Origin of the sequence: Nostoc sphaeroides (genome assembly GCF_003443655.1) — a bacterium.
GTDB classification, from domain to species: domain Bacteria; phylum Cyanobacteriota; class Cyanobacteriia; order Cyanobacteriales; family Nostocaceae; genus Nostoc; species Nostoc sphaeroides.
This window is the reverse complement of the sequence record NZ_CP031941.1, coordinates 366,215-393,123: the sequence shown is the minus strand read 5'-3', so window position 1 is coordinate 393,123 and position 26,909 is coordinate 366,215. Positions and strand designations below refer to the sequence as shown.

Genomic DNA, 26,909 nt, shown 5'->3' with positions numbered 1-26,909 from the left:
ACGCTCAGTACAAGTGACAAATGACTAATGACAAATGACCAATGACTAAGGACTAATAACTATGAAAGCAGTCTGCTGGAACGGTGCTAATGATGTGCGGGTACAGTCGGTACCAGATCCGACAATTCTCAACCCGCGTGATGCAATTATTAAAATTACTTCCACGGCGATTTGTGGCTCCGATCTACATATATATGGTGGCTATATTCCCACAGTACAACAGGGTGACATTATTGGTCACGAATTCATGGGGGAAGTCGTGGAAGTTGGTAAGGGAGTCAACAATTTAAAAATAGGCGATCGCGTTGTTGTTCCTTCCACAATTGGCTGTGGTAATTGCCATTATTGCCAAGGTGATATGTGGTCGTTGTGCGATAATTCCAATCCTAACGGCTGGATTCAAGAAAAATTGTTTGGTAATATCACATCAGCCATTTATGGCTACTCCCACATGTTAGGTGGCTATGCAGGGGCACAAGCAGAATATATCCGTGTACCCTTTGCTGATGTAGGTGTCGTCAAAGTTCCGCCAGATTTGCCGGATGAGATGTTGTTATTCATCTCCGATGCTATTCCCACCGGTTATATGGGCGCAGAATTATGCGATATTCAACCGGGTGATACCGTCGCCGTTTGGGGTTGCGGTGCTGTTGGACAATTTGCCATGATTAGCGCCTACATGATGGGAGCCGAAAAAGTGATCGGTATAGATCGCTTTCCCGAACGCCTGGAAATGGCGAAAAAGTTTGCCAAAGCAGAAGTGATTAACTACGAAGAAGTTAATGCTGGCGAAGCGTTGAAAGAGATGACTGGTGGTCGTGGCCCCGATGCTTGCATCGATGCTGTTGGTTTAGAAGCACACGGCGTTGGTTTAGAAGACTTCTACGACCAAACAAAACAAAAGCTCAAATTGGAAACCGACCGTCCCCACGTTTTGCGGGAAATGATGGTCGCCTGTCGTAAAGGCGGGACTCTTTCAATCATGGGTGTTTATGGTGGTTTTGTAGACAAAATACCATTGGGTGCAGCCTTTAATAAGGGTTTAACCTTCAGGATGGGACAAATGCATGGACAAAAATATATGCATTCGTTATTGCAGATGATTTTGGATGGAAAACTTGATCCATCTTTTGTTGTCACCCATCAATTACCTCTAGAACAAGCACCCCACGCCTACAACATCTTTCAACAAAAAAAGGATAACTGCATCAAAGTTGTTCTTAAACCCTAAATGGCAAATAGTCATTTAGAGTTTTGAATTGTACACCCAACATAATAAAATTGAGGTTTTTTATGAATCGAGTAACTTCTTGGCTGCGGAATATTCGTATTTCCCAAATTCTTGTAGTTTTCCTAGTAGGATTTATGTTTTTACTGGGTCAAGCTTTTACCTACGTTAATGTAGCACAAGCTGATGTTATAACTCCAGAGGGCACTTATTATAAAGGAATACCAGACGGAAAAGGTGAAATCAGAAACGATAGCCAAACAACAAAAACCCAAAATCCATTAAAAGAAGCTGCTGATAATATCCGCGAGAAGTTAAACTTGGATGAAGAAACTCCTCGTGCTACAAAAGATTTTCTTAAGTCTACAAAAAATGCAGTTGGAGACAAAGTTCAGCCATTGACTGAAACTAAAGAAGGTTATTACCGAACTCCTCCTAGCAAACAACTCAGAGATAGAGTCTAGACTCGTAGCAATTTTTGAGTCGAGATTTTTGAACTCATACATTGTTTAACCAGATTTGAGTATTTACTGAGACGCGATAAATATCGCGTCTCAAAATCAGGCTAAATCGAGTATTTATCTTGATTAGGACTTACGCAAAAAATCTCTCAAACTTGATTTCTCTGTGTCCTCTGCGCCTCTGCGGTTTTTTATTCCGTAACTCGTGCTTAAGTCCTATTGATATAAACAAGTCATAAATCATAACCAAGGAATAAATAATTATGAAAGCAGTTTGCTGGCATGGAGCAAACGATGTGCGGGTTGATACAGTTCCCGACCCCAAAATTATTAACCCACGCGATGCCATTGTTAAAATTACTTCCACGGCAATTTGTGGTTCAGATTTGCATATTTACGACGGCTACATTCCCACAATGGAAAAGGGCGATATCCTTGGTCATGAATTCATGGGGGAAGTTGTAGAACTTGGAAGTGCAGTGAAAAATGTGAAGGTAGGCGATCGCGTCGTTGTTCCTTTTACTATATCTTGTGGTGGTTGCTTTTTCTGCAATCGGGATTTATGGTCACTTTGCGACAACTCTAACCCCAATGCTTGGTTAGTAGAAAAGCAAATGGGACATTCGCCAGCAGGTCTATTTGGCTACTCTCATTTATTTGGCGGTTACGCTGGTGGTCAAGCAGAGTATGCAAGAGTACCCTTTGCCGATGTCGGCTTGTTCAAAATCCCCGATGGTTTAACGGATGAGCAAGTGCTATTTCTAACAGATATTTTTCCCACTGGCTATATGGCTGCAGAAAACTGCAACATTAAACCCGGTGATATTGTCGCTATTTGGGGTTGTGGCCCAGTTGGACAATTCGCCATCAGAAGCGCATATATGCTAGGTGCAGAACGGGTAATTGCCTTTGACCGCGTTCCTGAACGTCTCCAAATGGCTAAAGAATACGGCAAAGCTGAAGTTCTCAACTACGAAGAAGTAGATGTAGGCGAAGCACTCAAAGAAATGACTGGCGGTCGTGGCCCCGATGCTTGCATAGATGCAGTGGGAATGGAGGCGCACGGCACAGATTTTATGGCGATGTACGACCAGGTAAAGCAAGCAGTACGTCTAGAAACAGACCGTCCAACGGCATTACGACAAGTAATTGTGTCTTGTCGTAAAGGTGGTCACGTATCAATTCCGGGTGTATATGGTGGCTTTATAGACAAAGTGCCAATGGGTGCTGCGATGAACAAGGGTCTAACCATGAAAATGGGACAAACACACGTCCACAAGTATCTAAAACCTTTGTTAGAACACATCCAAAACGGTGATATCGATCCAACGTTTATAATCACTCACAGCTTACCTTTAGAACAAGCACCCCACGGCTACGAAATTTTTAAGCACAAGAAAGATAACTGCATCAAAGTTGTACTCAAACCTTAGTAGGGAGTTAGGAGTTAGGAGTTAGGAATTCTCTGCTTCTGCCTGTTTCCAATGCCCAATGCCCAAAGTTAAAACTATAAAGAGGCAAAAAATATGTCTGATACAACTGTTATCAAAGTAGACTCTAGCCATTCGCCTAAAGGTCAACTTGGTCAAAAATATCTTGCATCTGGCAAAAGCATTTCCATGCGCTTGTGGGAGAATGAGGAACCGAACGAACCTAAAGAGCCAACAGCAAGAGAATATGAAACTGTTGGTTATGTAATCAATGGTCGTGCAGAATTGCATATTGAAGGGCAAACGATTTTACTAGAGTCTGGGAGTTCTTGGGTAGTACCAAAAGGAGCCAGCCACACCTATAAAATTTTAGAAGCATTTACTGCTGTTGAGGCAACCAGTCCACCTGCTCAAGTTCACGGACGGGATGAAAATTAAACCGCAAACATTATAGCGGTTCTCAAATGTTTGAATCTTACTCCCCAACGCTCGCTCTTAAGGGGCTGGGGGTTAGGTCTGTATTGCACTCAACCCAGAAACGCCATAAGCTGATGTGCGCCTAAATTGTATAAACACTCTTTACGGTCGTTAACTGTTAACTGTTGCCAGGTTTTCGGTTATCAGTCATCAGTCATCGGTCATCAGCCTTCATGTAAATGTTCAAGTTAAATGCGTAACAGCTTAACACTTGATTCCCCCAATTCTCCTTGCAAAGGAGGGTTGGAGGAATTTTTGATGAACACGCATCAGCTAGCACTCGTTTGGTAGTTTGATAAATTAAGAACGTCGAACCAGTGAGAGCAATGCTAGAAACGAAATCTTTATCTGTTGACTTCTCCAAAGAAAAGGAAGATGGATATAAGCGAATTTTTTCGCGATCGCCACTTCTTACCAGTTTGAGTGCAAACTGGAGTAATGTCTATCTTGCTTACGACTGGCAGGTAGCTGGCGAGACTCCAGAGGTTTTGTCTAAACAGCATGGCGTTGCTATTTTTAGCGAAGTGCCAACACCAATTCAGGCAGAACGGAGGCTTGATGGTCGCTTTCAAAGTGAGCAAGTAACTCAGGGTAATATTGTTGTCGCCCCTGCTTACACGGGACATCGTGCCTGTTGGGATACAGCAGGTGGTGTGATTCTTCTGGGATTTGAACCAACTGTTTTCGCTCATGCAATTTACGAATCAGTTGATCCCGATCGCATTGAACTTTTACCACATTTTGCCACACCAGATCCACTGGTTTACCAAATTGGGCTAGCCCTCAAATCTGCCCTCGAAAATTATGGTGCAGATAGTCGGCTATATGCAGAAGCAATGACAAATGCCCTAATCGTTCATCTGTTGCAGCACTACTCTACACAGCAACTTGTATTACGGGAATATTCAGGCGGTTTACCAAAACACAAGTTGCAGCAAGTGATTGACTATATAAATACTTATCTTGCTCAGGACTTAAGCTTAAAGGAACTTGCAGCCGTTGTCCAAATGAGTTCTCATTACTTTTCGCAACTGTTTAAACAATCTACCGGTGCGACTCCACATCAATATATTATTCGCTGTCGGATTGAAAAAGCTAAACAGTTGTTGCTTCAAAGAGAATTTTCTCTTGCAGAGATTGCTAGTCAAGTTGGTTTTGTCGATCAAAGCCATCTCAATCGCCACTTCAAGCGCCTCATGGGAGTTACGCCTAAAATGCTGGAACAAAAATATAAAAAATAGGAAGAATGTCCAAAAATCGGACGAATCTACAAGACTACAATCCATATTATTTCAATAATGGAGGCTAGTACCGCAAGGCGGAAGTCAGAATTCTTCTTCAAATCATTCCTAATCAAAGCGAAGCATCGCCACTCATTTTCAATCTTTGGGAAAGGGAAAATATTTAATTATGACCGTCGGCAGAAGGATTGAAACTAGAACTGAACCCATGCTGCTCAACATGGGCCCTCACCATCCCTCTATGCATGGGTGTTTTAGATTGATTGTCACCCTGGATGGTGAAGATGTTGTCGATTGTGAGCCAGTTCTTGGCTATCTGCATAGAGGTATGGAAAAAATTGCTGAGAACCGCAGCAATGTCATGTATGTCCCCTATGTTAGTCGCTGGGACTATGCAGCTGGGATGTTTAACGAAGCGGTTACAGTTAATGCCCCAGAAAAATTAGCTGGTATTACTGTCCCGAAACGTGCTAGCTATATCCGTGTCATCATGCTGGAATTGAACCGGATTGCTAATCACCTGCTATGGTTGGGCCCATTCTTACTTGATACGGGTGCTGGAACTCCCTTTTTCTACATATTCCGAGAACGGGAGTTGATTTATGACTTGTGGGAAGCCGCTACAGGTTATCGGATGGTGAACAATAACTACTTTCGCATTGGCGGCGTGGCGGCAGATTTGCCTTATGGCTGGGTAGACAAGTGCGAAGATTTCTGCGATTACTTTTTTCCCAAAGTAGACGAGTATGAGCGCTTAATTACCAATAATCCCATCTTCCGCCGTCGCGTTCAAGGCATTGGCGCGATCGCTCGTGAAGAAGCCATCAATTGGGGGCTTTCTGGCCCCATGTTACGCGCTTCTGGTGTGAAATGGGATTTACGAAAAGTAGACCATTACGAATGCTATGATGACTTCGACTGGGAAGTGCAATGGGATACTGCTGGTGATTGTTATGCTCGTTACGTGGTCAGAATTCGGGAAATGCGCGAATCGGTGAAGATTATTCGCCAAGCCCTCAAAGGACTTCCCGGCGGTGCTTTTGAGAACCTGGAAGCCAAGCGCATGACAGCAGGAAAAAAATCTGAGTGGGATAGCTTTGATTACCAGTACATCGCCAAAAAAGTTGCTCCCACTTTTAAGATTCCCAAGGGGGAAATTTACGCTCGTGTAGAAAGTGGTAAAGGTGAATTGGGAATTTATCTAATTGGCGATGATCATGTCTTCCCCTGGCGATGGAAAATTCGTCCCGCCGATTTCAATAACTTGCAAGTATTACCCGAAATCTTACGCGGCGTGAAGGTTGCCGATCTAGTTGTAGTATTAGGTAGTATCGATATCATCATGGGATCAGTAGATCGATAGTATAACAAATGCGTAGGCGTAGCCAGCCATAGGCATCCCCGAAGTAACAAATGGGTTCGCCGAAATAGCAAATGCGATCGCCGAAATAGCAAATGGGTTCGCCGAAGTAACAAATGGGTTCGCCGAAGTAACAAATGGGTTCGCCGAAGTAACAAATGGGTTCGCCGAAGTAACAAATGGGTTCGCCGAAATAGCAAATGCGATCGCCGAAATAGCAAATGCGATCGCCGAAATAGCAAATGCGATCGCCGAAATAGCAAATGCGATCGCCGAAATAGCAAATGCGATCGCCGAATTAACAAATGCGATCGCCGAATTAACAAATGCGTAGGCGTAGCCAGCCGTAGGCATCGCCTTTAACTAATTTCTCAATAAACCTAATGCCCTGCGGAATATATGCTGTAATCAATCGCCAGCACTTCCTATTGCATTAATCGCAGCCTCTAATGCGATCGCTACATGAGTCCAATGAGTTCCCCCCTGGCAATAAACCACATAAGGTTCACGCAAAGGCCCATCTGCCGATAATTCCAAGGTACTCCCTTCAATAAATGTGCCCCCAGCCATGACTACTTTGCTCTCATACCCCGGCATTTCATCTGGAACAGGATCTAAGTAAGAACCAATAGGAGAATGCTGTTGTATCGCCTTACAGAAGGCAATTAGCTTTTCGGCAGAACCGAGTTTAATCGCCTGAATCACATCACCACGAGGAGCAAGGGGAGCAGGATTGACTGGATAACCAAGTTTGTCAAATACATAACCAGTTAAATAAGTCCCTTTCATCGCCTCTCCGACCATTTGCGGCGCTAGAAATAAGCCTTGGAATAGTAAGCGATTTTGGTCAAAAGTGGCACCACCATAACTACCAATACCGGGAGCCGTGAGGCGACAGGCGGCGGCTTCCACTAAGTCGGCGCGACCAGCAACATAACCGCCAGCGCTGACAATAGTACCACCAGGATTTTTAATCAGTGATCCCGCCATTAAATCAGCACCTACGGCTGTAGGTTCCTTTGTTTCAATAAATTCGCCGTAGCAGTTATCCACAAAGCAAACGGTATTCGGGTTTTGCTGTTTGACCAAATGGACGATTTTTTCAATATCGGCAATTGATAAACTAGGCCGCCAAGAATAGCCACAAGAACGCTGAATTAACACTAAACGAGTGTTTTCAGTCACATTAGTACTTAAAGCTTGCCAATCTATGGTTCCTTCTGGGGTTAGCTCCAATTGGCGGTAATTTATGCCAAACTCGATAAGGGAGCCTTGATCTTTACCTCGTAAACCAATGACTTCTTCAAGCGTATCGTAGGGAGAACCGACTACTGCTAACATCTCATCTCCGGGACGGAGAACACCAAACAAAGCACAGGCGATCGCATGAGTTCCCGAAACGAACTGCACCCGCACGGCCGCAGCTTCAGCACCCATAACTTCGGCAAAAACTTTATCTAAAGTTTCTCGTCCTAAATCATCGTGACCATAGCCACTTACACCAGCAAAATGGTGTGCGCCTACACGGTGATTACGAAAAGCATCCAGCACTCGTTTTAGATTATGCTTGACCTGAGTATCAATTCCAGAAAAAATTTCTAATAATGCCTGTTCTGCTTGCCGCAGCTGTTCTAAGCTGTTCATCAGTTCCTCGTTCAAAAAAAATTAAATTATAGATATGCGGATTTTAAGATCGCACATACTAGGCGGAAAAATTCAAATTCAGGTTATCGCATGACAATTGCTACCTCAACCAAACCTAAAATTAACTGGGTTAATACCCTGTTTTTCATTGGACTGCACATCGGCGCTTTATTTGCTTTTGTTCCTGGTAACTTTAGCTGGACGGCAGTTGGTGTGGGTTTCTTGCTGTATTGGGTGACTGGCGGCTTAGGCGTTACTCTAGGATTTCATCGCCTTGTCACCCACCGCAGTTTTCAAACTCCCAAGTGGCTAGAGTATCTCCTGGTTTTTTTCGGGACACTCTCCTGTCAAGGAGGCCCAATTGAGTGGATCGGGACACATCGAATTCATCATTTAAACTCTGATACTGACACCGATCCCCATGATTCTAATAAAGGCTTCTGGTGGAGCCACATGGGTTGGCTGACTCATTATTGTCCCGCTCACGCTGATGTACCTCGTTTCACCAAAGACATTGCAGAAGACCCAGTTTATCAGTTTTTAGAAAAATATTTCATTTTGATCCAGGTTGCTCTAGGCGTATTGCTTTTGCTTCTGGGTGGCTGGCCCTTTGTTATCTGGGGAATTTTTGTTCGCATTGTTTGGGTTTATCACTGCACTTGGTTGGTAAACAGCGCTACTCATAAATTTGGCTATCAGAGCTATGATTCTGGTGATAAATCGACTAATTGCTGGTGGGTAGCCGTACTAGTTTTCGGTGAAGGCTGGCATAATAATCATCATGCCTTTCAATACTCAGCTCGTCATGGGCTGGAATGGTGGGAAATCGATTTAACCTGGATGACTGTTCAATTGCTACAAGCAGTTGGTCTGGCGACTAATGTGAAGTTGGCCCCAACAAAAAGTAGTTAGGGGTAGAGACGCGATTAATCGCGTCTGTACAGGAGTTAGGAGTAGAGACGCGATTAATCGCGTCTGTACAAAACGCGATTAATCGCGTCTGTACAAAGGTTATGATGCGTAACATTTTTAACTCATAACTCATCACTTCTAACTCCTAACTTTTAAAAAATAACTCCTGATTTTTCAAAAAGCTATTTACTGGTGCGCTTGTGTCGGTTAGATTGCTATAATCCGAAGCGCTAATATTAAGAATTTTTGCGGCAAGCCACTGTTTTGGTGACTTGGTGGAGGAGTTTGTTGTTTTTCAGGTGTTCATGACTACATCAATAATTAACAGCCAAAAACTAAGTGACGAGCCTAGTAATTCCGACTTCCGGCTCAAAGATATTGTCAAAACCCTGCCACGGGAATGTTTTCAGCAGAACCGTCGCAAAGCTTGGACGCAAGTACTGCTTAGTGTCTTGGCGGTTGCCCTGGGCTATTACAGCCTGATTATCACTCCTTGGTTTCTCTTGCCCCTAGCTTGGATTTTTACGGGCACTGCTTTAACAGGTTTTTTTGTAATTGGCCATGATTGTGGTCACAGGTCTTTTGCCAAACGTCGTTGGGTAAATGATTTGGTGGGACATTTCTTCATGATGCCGTTAATTTACCCTTTTCACAGTTGGCGGATTAAGCATAATTATCACCATACTCATACCAACAAGCTGGATGAGGACAACGCTTGGCATCCAATCAGACCAGAAGTGTTTGAAAATTGGGATAAAACCCGGCAGTCTGCTTTTAAGCTGTTCATGCGTAAACGCCTCTGGTGGGTAGGTTCCATTGGACATTGGGCTGTGGTGCATTTTGATTGGCGAAACTTCAAAACTAAAGACCAATCGAGTATCAAGCTTTCTGTGGCTGTAGTAGTTGTGTTTGCAGCGATCGCTTTCCCACTTCTTATCGCTACAACTGGTTTCTGGGGATTTGTCAAGTTTTGGCTAGTGCCCTGGATGATTTACCATTTTTGGATGAGTACTTTTACTATTGTTCACCACACTGCCGTAGATGTTCCTTTTGCGACAGCGAACAAGTGGAACGAAGCTTTAGCACAGCTAGCTGGCACTATTCATTGTGATTATCCGCGTTGGGTAGAAATTCTGTGCCATGATATCAATGTTCATGTCCCTCATCATATTTCCACTGCGATTCCTTCTTATAATTTGCGGTTAGCTTACAGCAGCATCAAAGAAAATTGGCAGCCTTATCTCCATGATGAGTGTCAGTTTTCTTGGTCTTTAATGAAGCAGATTACAGACCAATGTCAACTATACACAACTGATGTAGGCTATAAGACTTTCGACGAATATTACAGAGAGCAATAAATAGCGCTGTGATTACACTTACGCTCTTAAATCAACGATAGCGTTTATCATGCTGTGTTTAAATAAAATCTGGCAATTTTTTATTGACTACAATTGTTAGGCAAATTGCCAGAAATTATCCTCTTGTGTGTTAGCGATCGCTAGTTTTGTGGGCATCCTAGAGGTGAGATAATTTTGTCTCAAATAAAGTTCCGATTTATATCCAACCAAAGAATCCAGTGCAATTAGATACCATCAGTTTCAACAATCCTCTTAGCAGTGAAGCGTCTGAGGATACGACTAAATTACCTTTCACTCTTCAAGATTTAAAAGCTGCAATTCCTGCTGAATGCTTTCAGCCCAATGTGACAAAATCACTTTTTTACTTCTTTCGTGACATCCTGATTATCGGTCTGCTTTATGCAGTTGCTAATTACCTGGATTCTTGGCTTTTCTTCCCGATTTTCTGGCTAATGCAAGGAACGATGTTTTGGGCTTTGTTTGTAGTCGGACATGACTGCGGACACCAATCTTTTTCTAAGCATAAATGGCTCAATGATTTGATTGGACATCTTTCTCACACACCAATACTTGTTCCTTATCATGGTTGGCGGATCAGCCACAGAACTCATCACAAAAATACTGGCAATATCGATAACGATGAAAGCTGGTACCCTGTGACAGAATCACAATATAATGAGATGCCTTTAGCCCAGAAGATCGGCAGATATTATGTTTTTCTCTTGGCTTATCCTGTGTATTTGTTTAAGCGTTCTCCTAATAAAGAAGGCTCCCACTTTTTGCCCAGCAGTTCGCTTTTCAAACCATCGGAAAAATGGGATGTCATCACTAGCACTGTACTTTTGATTGGCATGGTAGGTTTGCTAGGTTTCCTCACCTACCAATGGGGTTGGATGTGGTTGCTGAAATATTACGCTGTGCCTTACCTTGTATTCATAGTTTGGCTAGATTTGGTGACATTCTTGCACCACACTGAGCCAGAGCTTCCCTGGTATCGTGGAGAAGATTGGACTTTCTTAAAAGGCGCAATTTCTAGTATTGACCGTAATTATGGTTTGGTTAATCATATCCATCATGATATCGGTACTCATGTTGCTCACCATATATTCCTTAACATCCCTCACTACAATTTGCTGAAGGCAACTGAGGCAATAAAACCAGTGATGGGTGAGTATTTCCACAAATCGGAAGAACCAATTTGGAAGTCAGTATGGAATTCATGTATCAGCTGCCATTTTGTCCCTGATACTGGTAGTAAGGTTTACTACACATCCAACAAGAAGTTAGCTAAAGACTAAGACTCAGATTCCCGGCTTCTTTAAAGAAGTCGGGAATCTTGGAAATTTGTCAAGCTTATAACTCTTCGTAAGAAGAATTTATAAAATTTTATTTGGGAACTCCAAAAAATAAATTATTCCACATTCAAGTCGTTGACTGTTGACTGTTGACTGAAAACTCGTGAACCGTCAACGGTCAACAGTGAACAATAAATGGAATATTTTTTTACTTGGAAGTCCCTTTAAGATTTAATTTATAAAGGAAATTTTAAGTCCGATTTTTGCCATTGTCCTTTAATACAAATGGCTGATATGAGAGCCAAAATTGAAAATCAAATACTTTTTATCCACCACGAAGATTTGCCAGAGTTTAAGAAAGGTGGTTCGGTGGTGCGGAACTCTTTTTTCTGGGCGCTACGTTCAATTGCTGGTAAAGCTTCGCGTTATCGGGATTGGGAATACGAACCAGAGGTTTGGCTAGCGCTTTCACGAATGCTTTTGTCGTTTGCTGAATCTGGGTATTTAGGTCTTAGAGAAACCTTGCTGGAGTTTCCTTTATCTCAAGGGGAAATTCCTAATTTGCTGCGAGATGTCTCGACTTTTGAGTAGGGATGCATAGCTTTTGTTTGCGGAAAACACCGAAGTGAAAGCATTTAAGTATTTTGAGAAAATAATCAGGTCTTTTGAGAAAGCAATTAGGAATTTTGATATAGCGGTTCCCACTCAGATGCGGTACAACATTATATCGCAAGGTGTAGGGGCATTGCCTCGTTCCCAGTCTCTGACTGGGAATGCCATCCTAAAGGCTCCGCCTCCCTTTCTGGCGGCAGCAGCCCAATTGAAGTGCATTTCCCGACTCTGGCTGGAAACGAGATTTGAAAGGCATTTGAGCTTAAGTTGACACCAATGGGCATTGCGCCTTCCCCCTACGGGTGTACCTCACGTAAACGAGAACCGCTATATAGGAATCAGTAAATATACCTGACGATTAAAAAATGCGGCTGCATACTGCTGTAATTAATATTACATTACTCAAATAATGCTTGAACTCATTGGGCACTCAAACGACTTTCAATCCGTCACGATTAGCCATCATGACCAAACTTTGGTTAACAGTAGTGCTGAAGTGAGAAGACAATTAAAATGCACCAATTATTGGAAAAAAATAACGTGAAAATAGCGATTATTACTAAAACATTACTTACACCTATATGTTTGTTAGCTTTCTTTACCCCAAGTCAAGCATCGGCTCAACTTATACCGCAACCTTGGGTTTCAGTCGGTGGAAAAGATGGTGATGTAACTTATGCTGTAGGAGCTAGAGCTTTAAATTTTGGGGTTGAGCTAGGAACTGGCCCTGATGGTGCTACAGGAGTAGATGTTTTAAAATTTATCAGCTTGCCTGTAATTTCACCTTATGTAGGAGTTGGACTTTATTCAGAAGATAAAGGTGTTGCAGTTTCAGGTGGCGTTCAGGTAGGTGCTACTAATAACGTTTTTGTTGGTGCTGGTTACAATTCTATTCGTGGGTTTAACGGGCAACTGGGAATAAGATTTTAACAGTTAAGTAAGTTAGCGAGAAAAATTCCATCTATATGAAGTCTAATTTTCTTGACATAGTTGAAAATATTCTTGCTTACCTACTTAGTGCCATTCGATTTTAGCCTTTATACAAAGCACTCTGTTGCTTTTTGCCCTTGGTGGCTGAAACACCAATGAAAGCAATGAAAGTCATTAGACCTAAGACAGAGGTTGGTTCAGGAACGGATTGGATTCCAAAACTATCATCAGAGTATGTGCGGAATGTGTAATCATAATATGGGAATGATTGAAATCCTCTATTTGCATAGACTTGACCATTTGGATAAGGATTGTTAAGATCACCAGCGATCGCTAGATTACTGGGCGACTCAAATAGGAGGAATAAAGTCTTATCTGGTGTAACAGCTACGGGGTTCCAGAATACTTCTGTCCACGCATCGGGAAACTGTCCGAATGCTATACCACTTCCTAAAACCTCTCCTCCAGCATTCAACAAGGATATTTTAACGTCACCAACTGTTCCAATACCCTTTGTAAGTTTGATGGCAGCACCTGCAACATTATTAGCCGTTGGTTTGAATGATTGTGCTAAGTCTGACTGCGAAAAATATGCCATGTTTACATTACTACTAGACTGTTCTTGATCGATAAACAGTGCAGCATTTGCCGACTTAGCTTCTAACCCAATCAAAGCAGCTGCTAATGCTGATCCAATAACAGCAACTGACAATTTTTTTACACTTTTGAAACTTAATACCATTGTTTTTACTTTTAAAGACAATCTTTTTGTCTTTTCGGTTATGTTACAGTATGAATATTAATATATACATGTAATCTTTAAAAAACTATTTAGTGAATTTACATAAACTTTATGAAAAAAGCTACTAGTACAAGTCGGCGTAAATACGCCTACCATTTTCAAAGACTGCAAAGGTTGATTTTTTCAGGGTTTGTAATGGTGGGTTTATTTCCGCCATGCTGTACTAGTATAGAAAACTTTGAGGATTAAAATTGATATGTGACAACGGTTACAAATATATATAACCTCTATAAAAACTATTGTTATATTTAAAGGAATGATGAAGTATATTATGATTTGGTTAAAAAATTAAACATACAGGCAACAAAGAATATATAAGTATTTACGCAGGAGGAATAACTGAAGTTGAGATTAGTTGTCTGACATGCTCTGCGGAATCTTGTTGTAATGCTGATGCCACGATCGCTTCACTTTCAACTATACTGAACCGAGCGATCGCCTGTTTCACTCCAGGTATACTTTGAGGATTCACGCTCAATTCATCCAGCCCTAAACCTAATAAAATTGGTGTTGCTAAAGTATCTGCTGCCAATTCTCCACATAATCCTACCGAAATCCCCGCCGCATGAGCAGCTTTGATAGTTCGCTGTACCATTCGCAACACGGCTGGATGTAGCGCATCAACTAAATTTGCCACGCGGGGATTAGTGCGATCGCTAGCCATGACGTACTGACTCAGGTCGTTAGTCCCTATACTAAAGAAGTCTACTTCAGCAGCTAACTGATCTGCGATCGCAACTGCTGCCGGAACCTCTACCATAATTCCTAGTTTCATCGCTGCATCAAAGGAAATACCAGCTTGATTTAGTTCAGCCTGCACTTCACCCAAAATTACTTTAGCTGCGCGTACCTCAGTTACACTGGCAATCATTGGCAACATGATCTTAATTTGGTGTCCGACACTAGCTCTCAAAATTGCTCGTAACTGAGTTTTGAACAAATCCAAATGATCTAAACAGAAACGAATTCCCCGCCAACCTAAGAAAGGGTTCGCTTCTGGTAAACCAACTCTGAGATAAGGAAGCGGCTTATCACCACCGACATCTAAGGTACGAATAATTAGCGGACGATTATCTAAAACTTGAGCGATCGCCTGATACACTTCTAGTTGTTCTTCTTCAGTGGGGGCGCTTGTCCTATCTAGATAAAGAAATTCTGTGCGGAGTAATCCCACCCCTTCTGCACCGCTAGCCACCGCAACTTGCACATCATTTATACTACCAATATTGGCGAAAACGCTAACTTGCCGACCATCACGAGTAATTGCTGGCTGGTGTGCTGTAGCTCGTGCTTCTTGTTGGGCAGTTTGCCAAGCTGACTGCTTTGCTGCCAGTAAATCCAAGATATGTGATTCTGGTTCTACCCAAGCTTTGCCACTTTCACCATCAAGTGCCATAAGTGTACCATCTGCCAAGTACAACACCTGGGCATCTACTCCCAAAACTGCGGGAATACCCAATGTTCGGGCGATAATTGCGCTGTGAGATGTGGCACTACCTGAAGTCGTACAAATACCTAATACCTTTCTCGGATCTAGTCTTGCGGTATCTGACGGAGTTAAATCAGTTGCAACTAAAATTGCCGGTTCCTCAAGATGCAAGTTAGCAGGGGCATTCCCAGCTAATAATCGCAGTACTCTTTGCCCGACATCCACAACATCTTCAACTCGCTCTTGCAGATAAGAATCCTCAAGTGTGCGGTAGGAAGTCGCTACTTCATCGACTACGGCTTGCCAAGCAGCTTCAGCATTTATATGATGTTCTAAAATGCGTTGGTGAGCTACTTCCAACAGTACTGGATCTTCTAAAAATAGTAATTGGGCATCGAAGATGGCGGCTTCAGCGTCACCAATTTGCAGAGATGCTTGGGAGAAAACTGCTTGGATTTCTTGTCTGGCGGTGTGAATTGCTGCCTGTAGTCGTTGCCACTCTGAATCGGGATCATCTACGTGATATTCTGTAATTGAAATGTGAGTGGGTTGATAATGAACAACAGGTGCGATCGCTATTCCAGCCGAAGCAGCAATTCCCGAAAGTTCGCTGTGAGTTGCTGGGGTAACTTGATGGTGAAATGCTGGTGGAGAATTCAAAGCAACATTATCTTCACCAAAATTATTTGCGAATAATCCTTGTAATGCCGCTAGTGCTTCATCTGCATCAGAACCGGTGGCTGCAATCAGCAATTCATGTCCTTGACGTACCCCTAAAGTTGTAACTTGGTTAATACTGTCACCCCTGACTAGCTCAGTATTTCTCGTTAAATTCTGCACTAAAATTTGGGATTGAAACCGGGCGGCGGTTGCGACAAACTGCGCTGCGGGACGGGCGTGTAATCCTAAGCGATTGCTGACTATTACCCTGATTTCTCGCGTTGGTGATTCTAGATTGGTTGTTGGGGTGACAAGTGACAACGGCCTACTAACTACACCCAATTGAGCTGCTTTTGCTAAAAGTGCGCCCCGTGCTTCCGCCATGACTTGGTGAATATCTCTACCAGATGCAGCAGCGACTACAGCAGCGATCGCCCCTTCTACTAGAGGTGCTTCACACAAATACACTTTTTGCTGTTGTGCTTCTGGCAGAAACTCGATTGCCATTTCCGCACTCAGCAAAGCACTACCCAAATCCATTAATACCAAAACACCATCATCAGAGAAAACAGAAGCGATCGCTTCATAAACCTGAATCGGATCTGTACCCAATGGATTTTCTGGATCTTCAATACCTGCTGCAACAGCGATCGAGACTTGGCCCTGAACCATCTGCGCGGCGAGTTCCCGCACACCCAAAGCTAGTTGTTTACTGTGAGAAACGATGACAATTCCAATCACTGCCACACCGCCAAACTTGTTAAGAGGTTTGCGTTTAGCCAGTTATCCATTTCATTTTCCCATTCCGCACCGCTAAAAATAGCGCTTATCTTTATAGCCCTTCTTAGTTGATTCCAATACAGACCTAAGTCCCAGCCCCTTCCCTGCAAGGGAAGGGGAGTAAGATTCAAAGCCTCTCTCCTCTTAGGAGAGAGGTTTGGAGAGAGGTCACAGTGTATTGCATACAAACGAAAAGCGCTATATTACAATTGCAACTGCCCGAAAATATTCCGGTCTTTCCAGCTAGAAATCTGAATAAAATAGCCTTCTTTTACGGAAATACGTGGTGTCCATTCATAAACTCCATCGCTAGCGGTACGGGAAGAAATGTTTTGGATAAGTTTCTTCCCATCGTACAACTTAATCGAGACATCACCGTTAAGATTATCTTGCCACAATATTAAATAAGGCTGATCTTTCTTCGGAAGTACTTTCTTCACTGGCTGATCGATCAATATTTTTGGCGCAACCTGATTTTTGGTTTTCTTACGGAATCCCAAATAATGAGGTAAGTCTCGGAAGGCAGGATTTTCTTGGGAATTAGACAGTTGTGGAACAATAATATTTCCGCTCTGGGAATTGAATAAATAAGTTGATCTGCCCCCATCAACAGTAATGATATCCCCCTTAACTCCTAATTTCCGTAATAAATCGGCTGCCTCATCCAGAGTTGCTTGGTTCACCGTCATAATCAACAAAAGCTCGTCACCCTTAACACCATCTTTGTTCAGAGTACCAATGACTTGATACTTATTCGCTTGGTTTTGGGCTAATACTTTCGCCGGATGATCGCTGTATCGGTAAGTAACGATCGCATTCTTCACAGCGTTTTGGTTTAGAGGCGAGCCGCTAACCGGGTTGTAATCGGTAATGTATGCCTGCTTACTGTTCCAGACTAGGGTTTTCAGGTGAATATTACTATAGTATTTATCTTTTGGTTGCTTGATTGGGCCATAAGGGCTAGTGCCACCACTGATAACTACACCATTGAGTTTAATTGGAAAGGATAATTGAGTACTAGATTGGTATTGTTCAAAAAAAGAACAATTAATCATTGAAAAAACGTTGTTTGCGTAAAGTTTTTTATATTCGTCTGTTACTTCCGAAAACAACTTATTTTGGAAAAAAGGGCTGTAATGTCCACCTTCCCCTTTATAATATTTACCTTCATTTAGACCCATATTATCGACCTCTCCGGTAATTTGGTCTATTTGCATTTTGCGAAGATCAATAACTTGTAAATATGCTTCGTTACCATTTGTTAATTGTTTTTTATATAAAGCTGCCCCGTCTATAGTTTGGAGAGACTGATAAGAAGATAAAGGGTTGGAAACTTGGGCAATCAAAAGGCTACTCAGAATTGGCAGCAAAAAAAGCAATAAATTGATTACAACATTCATAGTCTCTTGACCACAATTGCACAAAAAGTTTTCGTTACCACTTTAAGGCTAATGAGTTGCGATCGCATTTACAAAACTTTAGTTAATTTCACTTAGAAAACTTTTTAGTTTGAGCTAGTAAACAGACTTATAAGTTCATTGCAATGATTGCTGCAAATGTTAAAGCGTTTCTTATACATGAAGCAACATGAGCTACTAACGTTAAAGCCTTTGCAACAACAACTTATACATTTCTTGCAAATGCTTAATTTTTTCTTATATATGAAAGAGTAATTGTTGCAAATGTTTAAGCATTTGTTGCAACTGATTATAGCTGACCTGCAAATACTTAAGCCTTTCTTATATATGAAGCAACATTAGCTGCTAACGTTTGAATTTTGACAACTAATGTTTAAATAAGAGCGATGTCAATACTGCTCGGTTAAGGAATTTCTTGGTTGAGGCAAGCAGGGGGAGCAGGGGGAGAAATGGAGGCTGGCGTTGAGTTTTTGCCTCCCCTGCCTCCCCTGCTTCCCCTGCCTCCCCTGCTTATCCGAGCAGTATTGAGAGCGATGTCTACGATGGTCACTGAGCCAAGTCGAAGTGCGGGATACGCCTACGCTGTTTGGTTAGTAGTTGTTAAGGAGGGAGGAGGAATTCTTATAAATAAATTAGAGCAGACAACGCTTGCTGTAGCATAATTGTGGTTTTGTACTAATGGTATAAGAGATGACGGTTCAATTTGAATACAGCACTCTTGCGAATCCACAGGATATTCAGCAGCTTGGGACTATCTTTGAGCAGTGTTTTATCAGTGGGCTTGGTGGCGAGGAAGCTTACATTAATCTGCTTGGCGTAGAAAACTTCCGCATTATTCGTGAGTCAGAACAATTAATTGGTGGATTGGCAACTTTGGATATGGGCCAGTGGTGGGGTGGTGTGCGTGTACCAATGACAGGAATTGCCGTAGTGGGCATTGCTCCAGAGTATCGCGGTTCGGGAGCTGCGATCGCTCTCATGCAGCACACCCTCAAAGAACTTTATGCTAGAGGTATACCGCTCTCTGCTCTTTATCCAGCAGTTCAAAGCTTATATCGAAAAGTCGGGTATGAGCAGGGGGGTAGCTGGTGTAATTGGGAAGTTCCGACTAAAAGTATCCAAGTGCGAGAGCAACCCTTACCTTTGCAACCAATAGTGCCAATCAATCATCAAGTCTTTCATGAACTATATCAGCAGCAGGCCAGATTAACGCATGGATATTTAGACCGACATCCCGCAATCTGGGAGCGCTTAATCCAGCCAGATGAGAAGGAAACATTTTACGCATATTTTATCGGTACAAAAGAGAAACCCGAAGGCTACATTCTTTTTAGCCAACATTCAAAAGAGGATGGTACAATCCTGCGGATAAAAGATTGGGTAATTCTCACAGTTGCGGCTGCACAAACATTCTGGTCTTTTCTTGCCAGTCATCGCTCCCAAATTGAACAGGTGCGATGGAGGAGTTCTGCAATTGATTCCTTGACATTGCTGCTACCAGAGCAAACTGCCAAACTCAAGAATACGATGCGTTGGATGCTGCGGGTAGTAGATGTAGTCAAGGCGCTGGAAATGCGGGGTTATCCTTCGGGAGTTGAAACTGAACTGCACTTAGAAATTCAAGATAATTTGTTAGATGCAAACAATGGTAAATTCATTCTTTCTGTTGCCAATGGACGCGGTGAAGTTATAAAAGGTGGAAAAGGTGAGTTGCAGTTAGATATCCGAGAACTAGCACCAATATATACAAGTTTGTTCACACCCTACCATTTGCAAATAGCCGGAAAATTGGATGGGACAGAAACAGCTATTGCAGCAGCTACGCAAATATTTGCAGGTAGTTCTCCTTGGGTGGCTGATTTTTTTTAATGTGAGCTGTCAACGAACCTCTTCCTGCGTTGAACTAAAGTTCAAGTCTGTTCTTCTTTCGCTTTAGGTCGAGGGACAGTTTTAACAAATAGCTTACAACTCATCCGTATTTACCCCGTTCCCATTTAACAAAGTTTAGGGGTTTAATTCCCCAGCAAGACAGGCAAAACGTTTTGTTTCGGGGTCTAAATCCCCCGAAACAATGCGAGTCGGAAACCTTCCCCACAACAGCACTCAACTCTTAGAGGATGTTTGAAAAGTGTCAGTTTGAGCCTTAAATGCAACTCCGAGAAGCGATCGCAATTCCCATAACCCTCATTATCTCGTTCAACTTCTCGATAGCCAGAGTAGTCAAACATACCTTAGATGACTTTTCAAACATCCTCTTAGAGACGCTCCGCGAACGTCACAAAACGAATTACGAATTACGAATTACGAATTACGAATTACGAATTACGAATTACGAATTACGAATTACGAATTACGAATTACGAATTACGAATTATTTAAACGATAGTTGTTAAATAACGTGTAATTTCATATAAACCCTCTATTTACCAATTATTAAGTTGATGATATTATTATCATGCAATCAATACGACGTGCTTACTTGTCACTCAAGGATTGATATTTATATGATCAGCAAAATCAAAGCTCTAACAACAGCTCTTACAACGGACAAAGAAAAAAACCTGCAAGCTCCAGTCGAAATGGAGGAACTATCAGACTCAGAAGCTATTAACGTAGTAGGGGGCAAGGTTCAATTAATCCCTAATAGTACCATCAATTTGGGTGGTGGTTTCATCTTGACGTATAATCCTAAAGCGCGTGGGGGATCTATTGATCTGCCACCATTTAATCCCTTCTTAAACCCAGACTATACATAATAGCTCACACCCGCACATCAAACCTACCATCTCGATTTGCTAGAACAAATTTCTGTACCACTTCTGCTAGTTCGGGGCTTGACGATACCTGGCACTGCCCAATCGGCAATGCTAGTTGACCAGGTGAGCATTTGCGATCGCCCTTGTGAATTTTTTGACCAGCCAGCAGCTTACTACCCCAGTAAGACTTGCTGGCTGTTTTTAGTTTAGGTTTATACCTTAGTCTTTTTGATAGCATACAAAAATACCTTACGACATTCTCGCTGTGCCAGGTTAAACTCGCGTTTGTTGCAGCGAGTAGTAACGTGGTAAGAGAATCCTGGTTGAAAATTTCTCGGTTGGCGACTTTAACGTGAAACCCTTTTAACTTTAATTATGATACAAATACGTTGGTAGGGGCACGGCAATGCCCATTGGTGTCAACTTAACGTGAAAGCTAGCCTGGAACTAGCTTTTAGATTGTCTCGTTCCCCTGCTCCGACTGGGAATGCCCATCGTTGAGGCTCCGCCTCCCGAACTCGCGGCAGAGCCGCTAAGAGCAGCATTTCCAGCCAGAGGCTGGAAACGAGATTTGAAAAGGGTTTTAGCTTAAGTTGACACGTATGGGCAATGCCGTGTCCCTACGCGAAATCTATATGTATTAAGGTTTTAGTGAATGGGTTTTACTTTCTCTCTATACAAAATATAAGTTGGAAACATAATTAATCCGACCCTCGTCCTTCGGCTAGATTAACAATTTCTGTTGTTGTCAACTCACACCACAAATAAAACTGTCAGCGATTTACTTTTAATAAGTAATGATGATTTATCGTGCTTATCTAATCCCAAATCTCATCTGGTAAAAATAACTCAACGGGATTTAGAACTTTTTCCCGGAAGTTCACCACAATCATCAGAAAACAATCTAAGTAAACCTGATTAGTTTATCCTAACTTGCACACCCACAATCACAACATGAAATCACATCTACTAGCGATCGCTTTAAGCAGTTTAGTTCTAGTCGCAGGACAAGCTAAAGCCTCACAATTACAGTCTTGGTACTATGATTCTAGTCAAAACCAATTAGACTTAACTACCACTTCGGGAATAGAACCAAAAGCCTTTTTATTAGATAATCCTAGCCGATTGGTAATTGACTTACCTGGAACTAATTTTAATTCTGATACTGTCAAGCAAAGTTTTGGCAAAGCAGTTAAAGAAATTCGCCTCGGCAAACCAGACTCTCAAACAACTCGTTTTGTCGTCGAGTTAGCTCCTGGTTATGATGTTACTTCCCAAAATATATCAATTAAAGGAGATTCTCGTTCTCATTGGATTTTCAAGTTTAATTCATTTGACCGCCAAATTAATCCTATTGTTGGGGAAAATAGAGAAGATATTGCCATCAAACCTACAGATGCATCTACATTTGCTGGAGTTGTGAATCTTGGTCAAGAGATGGCTGGTATCACTTCTCAAATTCGCACTTTATTAGCGAGTTACAAAACATTAAATCCAGGAATATTTTTCTTAGATTTAGCTACAGGAAACTATATAGATATTAATGGTGAAAAAAGATTTGCTGCTGCCAGTACAATCAAATTTCCTTTATTAGTAGCTCTTTTCCAAGAAATAGACGCAGGTAGAATTAAGCTCACCGATAAATTAGTGATGCGGCGCGATTTAAGGGTTGGTGAAGCCGGAACTATGAAATACAAACCCATCGGGACTAAATTTAGCGTCCTCCAAACTGCTACCTTGATGATGACTATTAGCGATAATACCGCCACAAATCTGATTCTTGATCGCTTGGGTGGTGCAGCAAAAGTTAGCCAACGTTTTCGTAGCTGGGGATTGCAAAATACAGCAATGCAAAATTTACTTCCAGACATTCCTGGCAAAAATACAACCAGTTCCAAAGATTTAGTCAGATTGGCGGCGTTAGTTTATAACAATCGTTTGCTATCTCCAAACAGCCGTAATCAAGTTTTAGGCATCATGCGCCGTGTCAAAACTAATACTTTGCTACCAGCTGGTATTGGTAAAGGAGCTACGATCGCTCACAAAACTGGTACATTAAGATTTATCATTGGTGATGCGGGTATAATTCAAATGCCCAACGGCAAAAGCTATTTAGCAGGTGTTTTGGTGCAAAGACCAAACCACGATCCTAAAGCTGGAGATTTTGTCCGTGAAGTTTCCAGAAGAGTCTATAATTATCTAGACAGTACCAAAGTTAGTAATATACAACCGATAGTTGGCGATGCCTCCGGTGGTCACTGAGCTTGCCCAAGTGCGGGCTACGCCTACGCACTCCTTAATAAATGTAGGGGCGTACATGTGTACATGCGTGTCAACTTAAGGTGAAACCCTTGTCAAGACGTGATATTGAGTTCATTCACTTACCGTTACTGGACGTGTCACCCCACCCTAACCCTCCCCTTGTAAAGGGGAGGGAACTAGATTCCTTTTTCCCCCCTTTATAAGGGGGGACTAAGGGGGGTAAAACGCCTGTGAGATAAGCGTTTGAGCTTAAGTTGACACCAATGACATCTGTACGCCCTACATATCTATCGGTATCAGCTATTTCCTGAAATGTTATTACTTCAAGAAATTTCGTATAGCACTACCGCCATTCCTACCAACAGCAGGAATTTCCAGGAAGCTATCTGTAGCTTTGCCTGTACCATCATCACTAACGAATGTCTGGTTACCTGGATGTCCATTGGGAACGAAAAGTTGCGGATGATCAAAAGGCGCTTTCTCGTACCTAACTCGCTCATCAGTCAGTCCCTTTAAAAAGGCGACCAATTGCTGTTTTTCTTCTGGTGATAGCTTCAGAGGGGGAAGAACTCCAAAGTCACCACCTCGATTGTAAAAATCAACCACTTGCTCTAAAGTCGCTTGACCTCCATTGTGGAAGTAGGGGGCAGTGAGTTCGACATTGCGAAGTCCAGGCGCTTTGAAAGCTCCGTCTGCAAATACTGTTTCACTAGAATTCAACGGTGGATTGAGGACAGGGGGTTTTTCGCCAAGGAGAAGCTGAAATTTCCCTAACTGAGCCAATCTTGCCTCTGAAAGCGGATTATTCTGCACAGGGTCATTACCACCCAAACCGGGGTCGTCCGTAACAGGTCTAACCCCGATATTGAAGAAACCATTGTCTTCAGGGGATCTTGCACCGAATGGCGCACGTTTGATTCGTCCGTCTTTAGCCACGCTGCTCACTGAAGCAGCTGTTAATTCTGATCCAACGTGACAACCAATACACAGAGCCTTGCCCTGAAACAGGTCTTTACCTAGTTGCTGCTGCTTAGTTAAAGCTCTCGTGTTTCCTTCCAAGAAGCGATCAAAAGGCGTATCGTTGGCAATGAGTGTAGACTCGTACAACTGAATCGCCAGCCCAAAGAACAGCGAGAAGTTATACTCCAACAGCGTGTACTCATCGGTTTGAGAAGAGTTATCAGCGCTGTTGACAAAAGTCCGTCTACCTTCAGCATCAACTTGGATGAGTTGATTAGACTTCCACCACTCTGGCTTAAAGGCATCTTTAATCAGCTGGTCATAGGTTTTATCCTTCAGTCCGGGCTGAGGATATCTACTGTCTGCACCTAAAACGCTGTCTTGTGGATGCACAACCTGTTTGCCTAGCGGTCTGAGGCGAGATAACTTTTGCCCCAAGACTCTGGGGAGCTTTGTACCCCTAAGTGACAGAACATTTTTCAACAGTGTGCTGATAGATTTAGTGTTGCCAATTTGCGCCAAATTACCAGTAAGTTCTTCAACAGAATTGAGTAGCGGCCCAACTAGAGTATCAGCAAGATTATCTAGATTATCTAAATTATCTAGCGGCAGTGTGCTGAGAGATTTTTTGTTGTCAATTCGCCCGAACTTATCACCAATTTCTTGAAAAGTGCGACCATCAGCCGACAACTCGAAGGAACTCAGTGGCGGCCCGAGCGCCTGAGAAGCCAAAGACGAATTATTCAGTCTGATTTTGACAAATTTAAGCTGATTTGGCTTTTCTGCTTTTACCACAGAGGCGTTAGGATCTCTTAAACCGAAGGGATTCACCCCATTAAAGATATTCTGTGCCCTTCCATCCCAAAAGTTGCGGAAGTTGAATACTGAATCAATCACGGTTGGGGTGTTACGGGGTTGGACGCGGCGCACATTTGTACCTCCCACGTTAAACACCGGATCTGGCTCCGTTTTTACTTTGTCTTGTGCGCTACCAGGGATGACATCAACAAACTTAGTATTGGAGACGCCCTGAGAGGAACTGACATCATTTCGGTCAGATACAACGGTATTAGGATCATTCGGATTTGACAGTTTGTGGAAGGGAAAATCTCCCGGTTTAAGTTGGTAGTTTGGCGCACCACCTATATTAAAAACTGTATCTGGATTCACTGTACCATCAGCGTTAATCCGCAAAAGCCCAGGAGAAATCTGATTTTTGGATCTATTGTCGGCTCCAGCATGGAAGTGACAACTAGCACAGGAGGTTTGTCCGTCGCTCCCAACTTGCATATCCCAAAAGAGAGTTTTTCCTAACTTGATAGCAGCTACTTTGTCTTTTACGAAGTCTCCTAGATTATTAGGCTCTGGAACCGATACGCTCTTAAGCGAAGTTAGAGGTGGCGGCGTAACCTGTGCCGATACGGTATTTCCAGCTATTACTGCTGCCAGAATAATGACAGCAATTGTTATAGTCTTTGAAAATTTTGATCTCAGGTAATTAAGCTTGCCATATCTGAATCTCCACTCTTGACGTTTTATTTTTGTCACCAAAGATTTGAGTAAAAACCGACCTCTTGAGGTCAGTATCAAGTAAATTGATAAGCCAGTAATAAAGACTACTAAGCTTATTATGGGTATAATCCCCATAGTTTTTTCTGGTTAAATAACACCGAAAAGATTATACATCTCTAATCAAATTTTAAATGTAATATTCATGTAAAGTAATTACACCATTTACAAATTTTATGTGATCAAAAAAGGCTATCAGACTATAAATAAATTTACTAAATTAGGTAAGCTATTCTACATTTAACTTGCATTTAGCAGGCTATTAACATGCTTTATCTACAAAAACTTGATAAAATTTAGGTATACAAATTGAATACGTTTGAATTTATCATCAGCCCTACTTTGGGTAAAATATTTAAATGTCACTACATCAAAGTTCTGGTCGCTGGCGCTTAGGGCTAGCGTTATCACTATTGACGGTCTTATTGTGGGGAATTTTACCTATTGCTCTGGCGATAACTCTGCAAGTACTTGATGTCTATACCGTCATTTGGTTTCGCTTTTTGGTATCATTTTTACTGCTTGGTATGTATTTAGGAATACGCGGTAAATTACCAAAGTTAGAACAACTGCGTTCTGCTTCTTGGAAATTATTAGCGATCGCTACACTATTCTTAGGGATTAATTACTTTCTATTCATGCAAGGTTTAGCACTAACATCGCCAGCTAATGCTGAAGTTCTCATTCAATTATCTACCCTTTTATTAGGTTTCGGAGGGTTAGTGATTTTTAAAGAACGTTATCGGCTATATCAATGGATTGGTGTCAGTGTAATGATTTGCGGTTATCTTTTATTTTTTCGAGAACAACTAACAAATTTAATTACAGCGCATGGCACATACATACTAGGTAGTGGCTTGATTGCGCTAGGAGCAACGTCATGGGCTATTTATGCTTTGGCACAAAAGCAGTTATTACAATCTTTATCTTCCTCTAGCATTATGCTAATTATTTATGGGGGTTGTGCTTTATTATTCACTCCTCTAGCCAAAATAAAATCACTTTTCATACTTGATATATTCCATTTATTAATGCTAGTTTTTTGTGCTTTGAATACTTTAATCGCTTACGGTGCTTTTGCCGAATCATTAGAGCATTGGGAAGCATCACGAGTAAGTGCAGTAATAGCTTTAGCTCCCATTGTGACATTAATATCAGTTGCAGTTGTATCAGTTATTGCACCTAATTTGATACCATCGGAAAACTTTAGTTTTATAGCAATATTCGGAGCGGGTTTAGTAGTCATAGGTTCAGTAGCGATCGCCTTGGGAAAAGCTAATTAATAAAAATACCTTTCAGAGTTTATACTGGCTATTTAATCTAGT

Annotated in this window: 26 protein-coding genes; 18 read left to right on the top strand and 8 right to left on the bottom strand. The window is 42.1% G+C overall.

Annotated elements, in window-relative coordinates; all coding sequences use genetic code 11:
• Positions 1–61: 61 nt before the first annotated feature.
• From D1367_RS01845 to D1367_RS01820, 6 genes are all read left to right on the top strand, one after another.
• Positions 62–1,231: a zinc-dependent alcohol dehydrogenase gene (locus D1367_RS01845; RefSeq protein ID WP_118162190.1), complete on the top strand. Its 1,170-nt coding sequence runs from the start codon at positions 62–64 to the stop codon at positions 1,229–1,231.
• Between the two features lie 62 nt (positions 1,232–1,293).
• The gene (locus D1367_RS01840) at positions 1,294–1,692 is read left to right on the top strand and encodes a hypothetical protein (RefSeq protein ID WP_118162188.1); all 399 of its coding nucleotides are present in this window, start codon (positions 1,294–1,296) and stop codon (positions 1,690–1,692) included.
• A gap of 260 nt (positions 1,693–1,952) precedes the next feature.
• Positions 1,953–3,122, top strand: a complete 1,170-nt coding sequence (locus D1367_RS01835) for a zinc-dependent alcohol dehydrogenase (RefSeq protein WP_118162186.1) — start codon at positions 1,953–1,955, stop codon at positions 3,120–3,122.
• A 93-nt stretch (positions 3,123–3,215) separates the two neighbouring features.
• Complete coding sequence (locus D1367_RS01830) at positions 3,216–3,557, top strand: cupin domain-containing protein (RefSeq protein WP_118162184.1); 342 nt, start codon at positions 3,216–3,218, stop codon at positions 3,555–3,557.
• 365 nt (positions 3,558–3,922) lie between these two features.
• The gene (locus D1367_RS01825) at positions 3,923–4,837 is read left to right on the top strand and encodes an AraC family transcriptional regulator (protein ID WP_118162182.1); all 915 of its coding nucleotides are present in this window, start codon (positions 3,923–3,925) and stop codon (positions 4,835–4,837) included.
• Between the two features lie 169 nt (positions 4,838–5,006).
• A complete protein-coding gene (locus tag D1367_RS01820; RefSeq protein WP_118162179.1) occupies positions 5,007–6,200 on the top strand; it encodes an NAD(P)H-quinone oxidoreductase subunit H in 1,194 nt (397 codons plus the stop codon).
• Here D1367_RS01820 and D1367_RS01815 read toward each other — a convergent pair.
• Both D1367_RS01815 and D1367_RS01810 read right to left on the bottom strand, forming a co-directional pair.
• Positions 6,186–6,551 (bottom strand): hypothetical protein, encoded by a 366-nt coding sequence (locus D1367_RS01815; protein ID WP_118162175.1) that lies wholly within the window; start codon positions 6,549–6,551, stop codon positions 6,186–6,188. The two genes, D1367_RS01820 and D1367_RS01815, sit on opposite strands and share 15 nt — an antisense overlap.
• Before the next feature lie 54 nt (positions 6,552–6,605).
• A complete protein-coding gene (locus D1367_RS01810) occupies positions 6,606–7,841 on the bottom strand; it encodes a methionine gamma-lyase family protein (RefSeq protein ID WP_118162173.1) in 1,236 nt (411 codons plus the stop codon).
• A gap of 90 nt (positions 7,842–7,931) precedes the next feature.
• On the opposite strand from D1367_RS01810, the gene D1367_RS01805 reads away from it, so the two are divergent.
• Positions 7,932–8,753 carry an acyl-CoA desaturase gene (locus D1367_RS01805; RefSeq protein WP_118162170.1) on the top strand — a complete coding sequence of 274 codons (822 nt, stop codon included), beginning with the start codon at positions 7,932–7,934 and terminating at the stop codon, positions 8,751–8,753.
• Here the strand turns inward: D1367_RS01805 and D1367_RS30335 are convergent.
• Positions 8,719–8,886, bottom strand: a complete 168-nt coding sequence (locus D1367_RS30335) for a hypothetical protein (protein ID WP_181985032.1) — start codon at positions 8,884–8,886, stop codon at positions 8,719–8,721. The genes D1367_RS01805 and D1367_RS30335 overlap by 35 nt on opposite strands.
• 172 nt (positions 8,887–9,058) lie before the next feature.
• Here D1367_RS30335 and D1367_RS01800 point away from each other — a divergent pair, with 172 nt between their 5' ends.
• The 5 genes from D1367_RS01800 to D1367_RS01780 all read left to right on the top strand — a co-directional run bounded on the left by D1367_RS01800 (position 9,059) and on the right by D1367_RS01780 (position 12,948).
• Positions 9,059–10,111, top strand: a complete 1,053-nt coding sequence (locus tag D1367_RS01800) for a fatty acid desaturase (protein ID WP_181985031.1) — start codon at positions 9,059–9,061, stop codon at positions 10,109–10,111.
• A gap of 218 nt (positions 10,112–10,329) precedes the next feature.
• A complete protein-coding gene (locus D1367_RS01795; protein ID WP_118162166.1) occupies positions 10,330–11,409 on the top strand; it encodes a fatty acid desaturase in 1,080 nt (359 codons plus the stop codon).
• A 291-nt stretch (positions 11,410–11,700) separates the two neighbouring features.
• On the top strand, positions 11,701–11,997 hold the full coding sequence (locus D1367_RS01790; protein ID WP_118162163.1) for a hypothetical protein: 297 nt from the start codon (positions 11,701–11,703) through the stop codon (positions 11,995–11,997).
• 34 nt (positions 11,998–12,031) lie between these two features.
• Entirely contained in the window at positions 12,032–12,289 is a 258-nt protein-coding gene (locus D1367_RS01785; RefSeq protein WP_118162161.1) for a hypothetical protein, read from the top strand.
• A gap of 269 nt (positions 12,290–12,558) precedes the next feature.
• Positions 12,559–12,948 (top strand): hypothetical protein, encoded by a 390-nt coding sequence (locus D1367_RS01780; protein ID WP_118171035.1) that lies wholly within the window; start codon positions 12,559–12,561, stop codon positions 12,946–12,948.
• A gap of 100 nt (positions 12,949–13,048) precedes the next feature.
• Here D1367_RS01780 and D1367_RS01775 read toward each other — a convergent pair whose 3' ends face one another.
• From D1367_RS01775 to D1367_RS01765, 3 genes are all read right to left on the bottom strand, one after another.
• Positions 13,049–13,660, bottom strand: coding sequence for a PEP-CTERM sorting domain-containing protein (locus D1367_RS01775; RefSeq protein ID WP_181985030.1), 612 nt, complete (start codon positions 13,658–13,660; stop codon positions 13,049–13,051).
• A gap of 412 nt (positions 13,661–14,072) precedes the next feature.
• Positions 14,073–16,580 (bottom strand): phosphoenolpyruvate--protein phosphotransferase, encoded by a 2,508-nt coding sequence (gene ptsP / locus D1367_RS01770; protein WP_181985185.1) that lies wholly within the window; start codon positions 16,578–16,580, stop codon positions 14,073–14,075.
• Positions 16,581–16,822: 242 nt separating this feature from the next.
• Positions 16,823–18,019, bottom strand: a complete 1,197-nt coding sequence (locus D1367_RS01765; RefSeq protein WP_118162154.1) for a hypothetical protein — start codon at positions 18,017–18,019, stop codon at positions 16,823–16,825.
• A 708-nt stretch (positions 18,020–18,727) separates the two neighbouring features.
• Here D1367_RS01765 and D1367_RS01755 point away from each other — a divergent pair.
• The 3 genes from D1367_RS01755 to D1367_RS01745 all read left to right on the top strand — a co-directional run bounded on the left by D1367_RS01755 (position 18,728) and on the right by D1367_RS01745 (position 20,793).
• Positions 18,728–19,906 carry a GNAT family N-acetyltransferase gene (locus tag D1367_RS01755; protein WP_118162149.1) on the top strand — a complete coding sequence of 393 codons (1,179 nt, stop codon included), beginning with the start codon at positions 18,728–18,730 and terminating at the stop codon, positions 19,904–19,906.
• A 278-nt stretch (positions 19,907–20,184) separates the two neighbouring features.
• Complete coding sequence (locus tag D1367_RS01750; RefSeq protein ID WP_118162146.1) at positions 20,185–20,430, top strand: hypothetical protein; 246 nt, start codon at positions 20,185–20,187, stop codon at positions 20,428–20,430.
• Positions 20,431–20,541: 111 nt separating this feature from the next.
• Entirely contained in the window at positions 20,542–20,793 is a 252-nt protein-coding gene (locus D1367_RS01745; protein ID WP_118162143.1) for a hypothetical protein, read from the top strand.
• Between the two features lie 4 nt (positions 20,794–20,797).
• Here the strand turns inward: D1367_RS01745 and D1367_RS01740 are convergent, their stop codons facing one another.
• Positions 20,798–21,031: a hypothetical protein gene (locus tag D1367_RS01740; RefSeq protein ID WP_118162141.1), complete on the bottom strand. Its 234-nt coding sequence runs from the start codon at positions 21,029–21,031 to the stop codon at positions 20,798–20,800.
• A 507-nt stretch (positions 21,032–21,538) separates the two neighbouring features.
• Between D1367_RS01740 and D1367_RS30330 the strand changes: the two genes are divergently transcribed.
• Both D1367_RS30330 and D1367_RS01730 read left to right on the top strand, forming a co-directional pair.
• On the top strand, positions 21,539–21,715 hold the full coding sequence (locus D1367_RS30330) for a hypothetical protein (protein WP_181985029.1): 177 nt from the start codon (positions 21,539–21,541) through the stop codon (positions 21,713–21,715).
• A 32-nt stretch (positions 21,716–21,747) separates the two neighbouring features.
• On the top strand, positions 21,748–23,055 hold the full coding sequence (locus D1367_RS01730; RefSeq protein WP_118162138.1) for a serine hydrolase: 1,308 nt from the start codon (positions 21,748–21,750) through the stop codon (positions 23,053–23,055).
• Positions 23,056–23,373: 318 nt separating this feature from the next.
• On the opposite strand, the gene D1367_RS01725 is transcribed toward D1367_RS01730, so the two are convergent.
• Complete coding sequence (locus D1367_RS01725) at positions 23,374–25,662, bottom strand: cytochrome-c peroxidase (protein ID WP_118162136.1); 2,289 nt, start codon at positions 25,660–25,662, stop codon at positions 23,374–23,376.
• A 281-nt stretch (positions 25,663–25,943) separates the two neighbouring features.
• On the opposite strand from D1367_RS01725, the gene D1367_RS01720 reads away from it, so the two are divergent.
• Positions 25,944–26,867, top strand: coding sequence for a DMT family transporter (locus tag D1367_RS01720; RefSeq protein WP_118162133.1), 924 nt, complete (start codon positions 25,944–25,946; stop codon positions 26,865–26,867).
• Positions 26,868–26,909 lie beyond the last annotated feature (42 nt).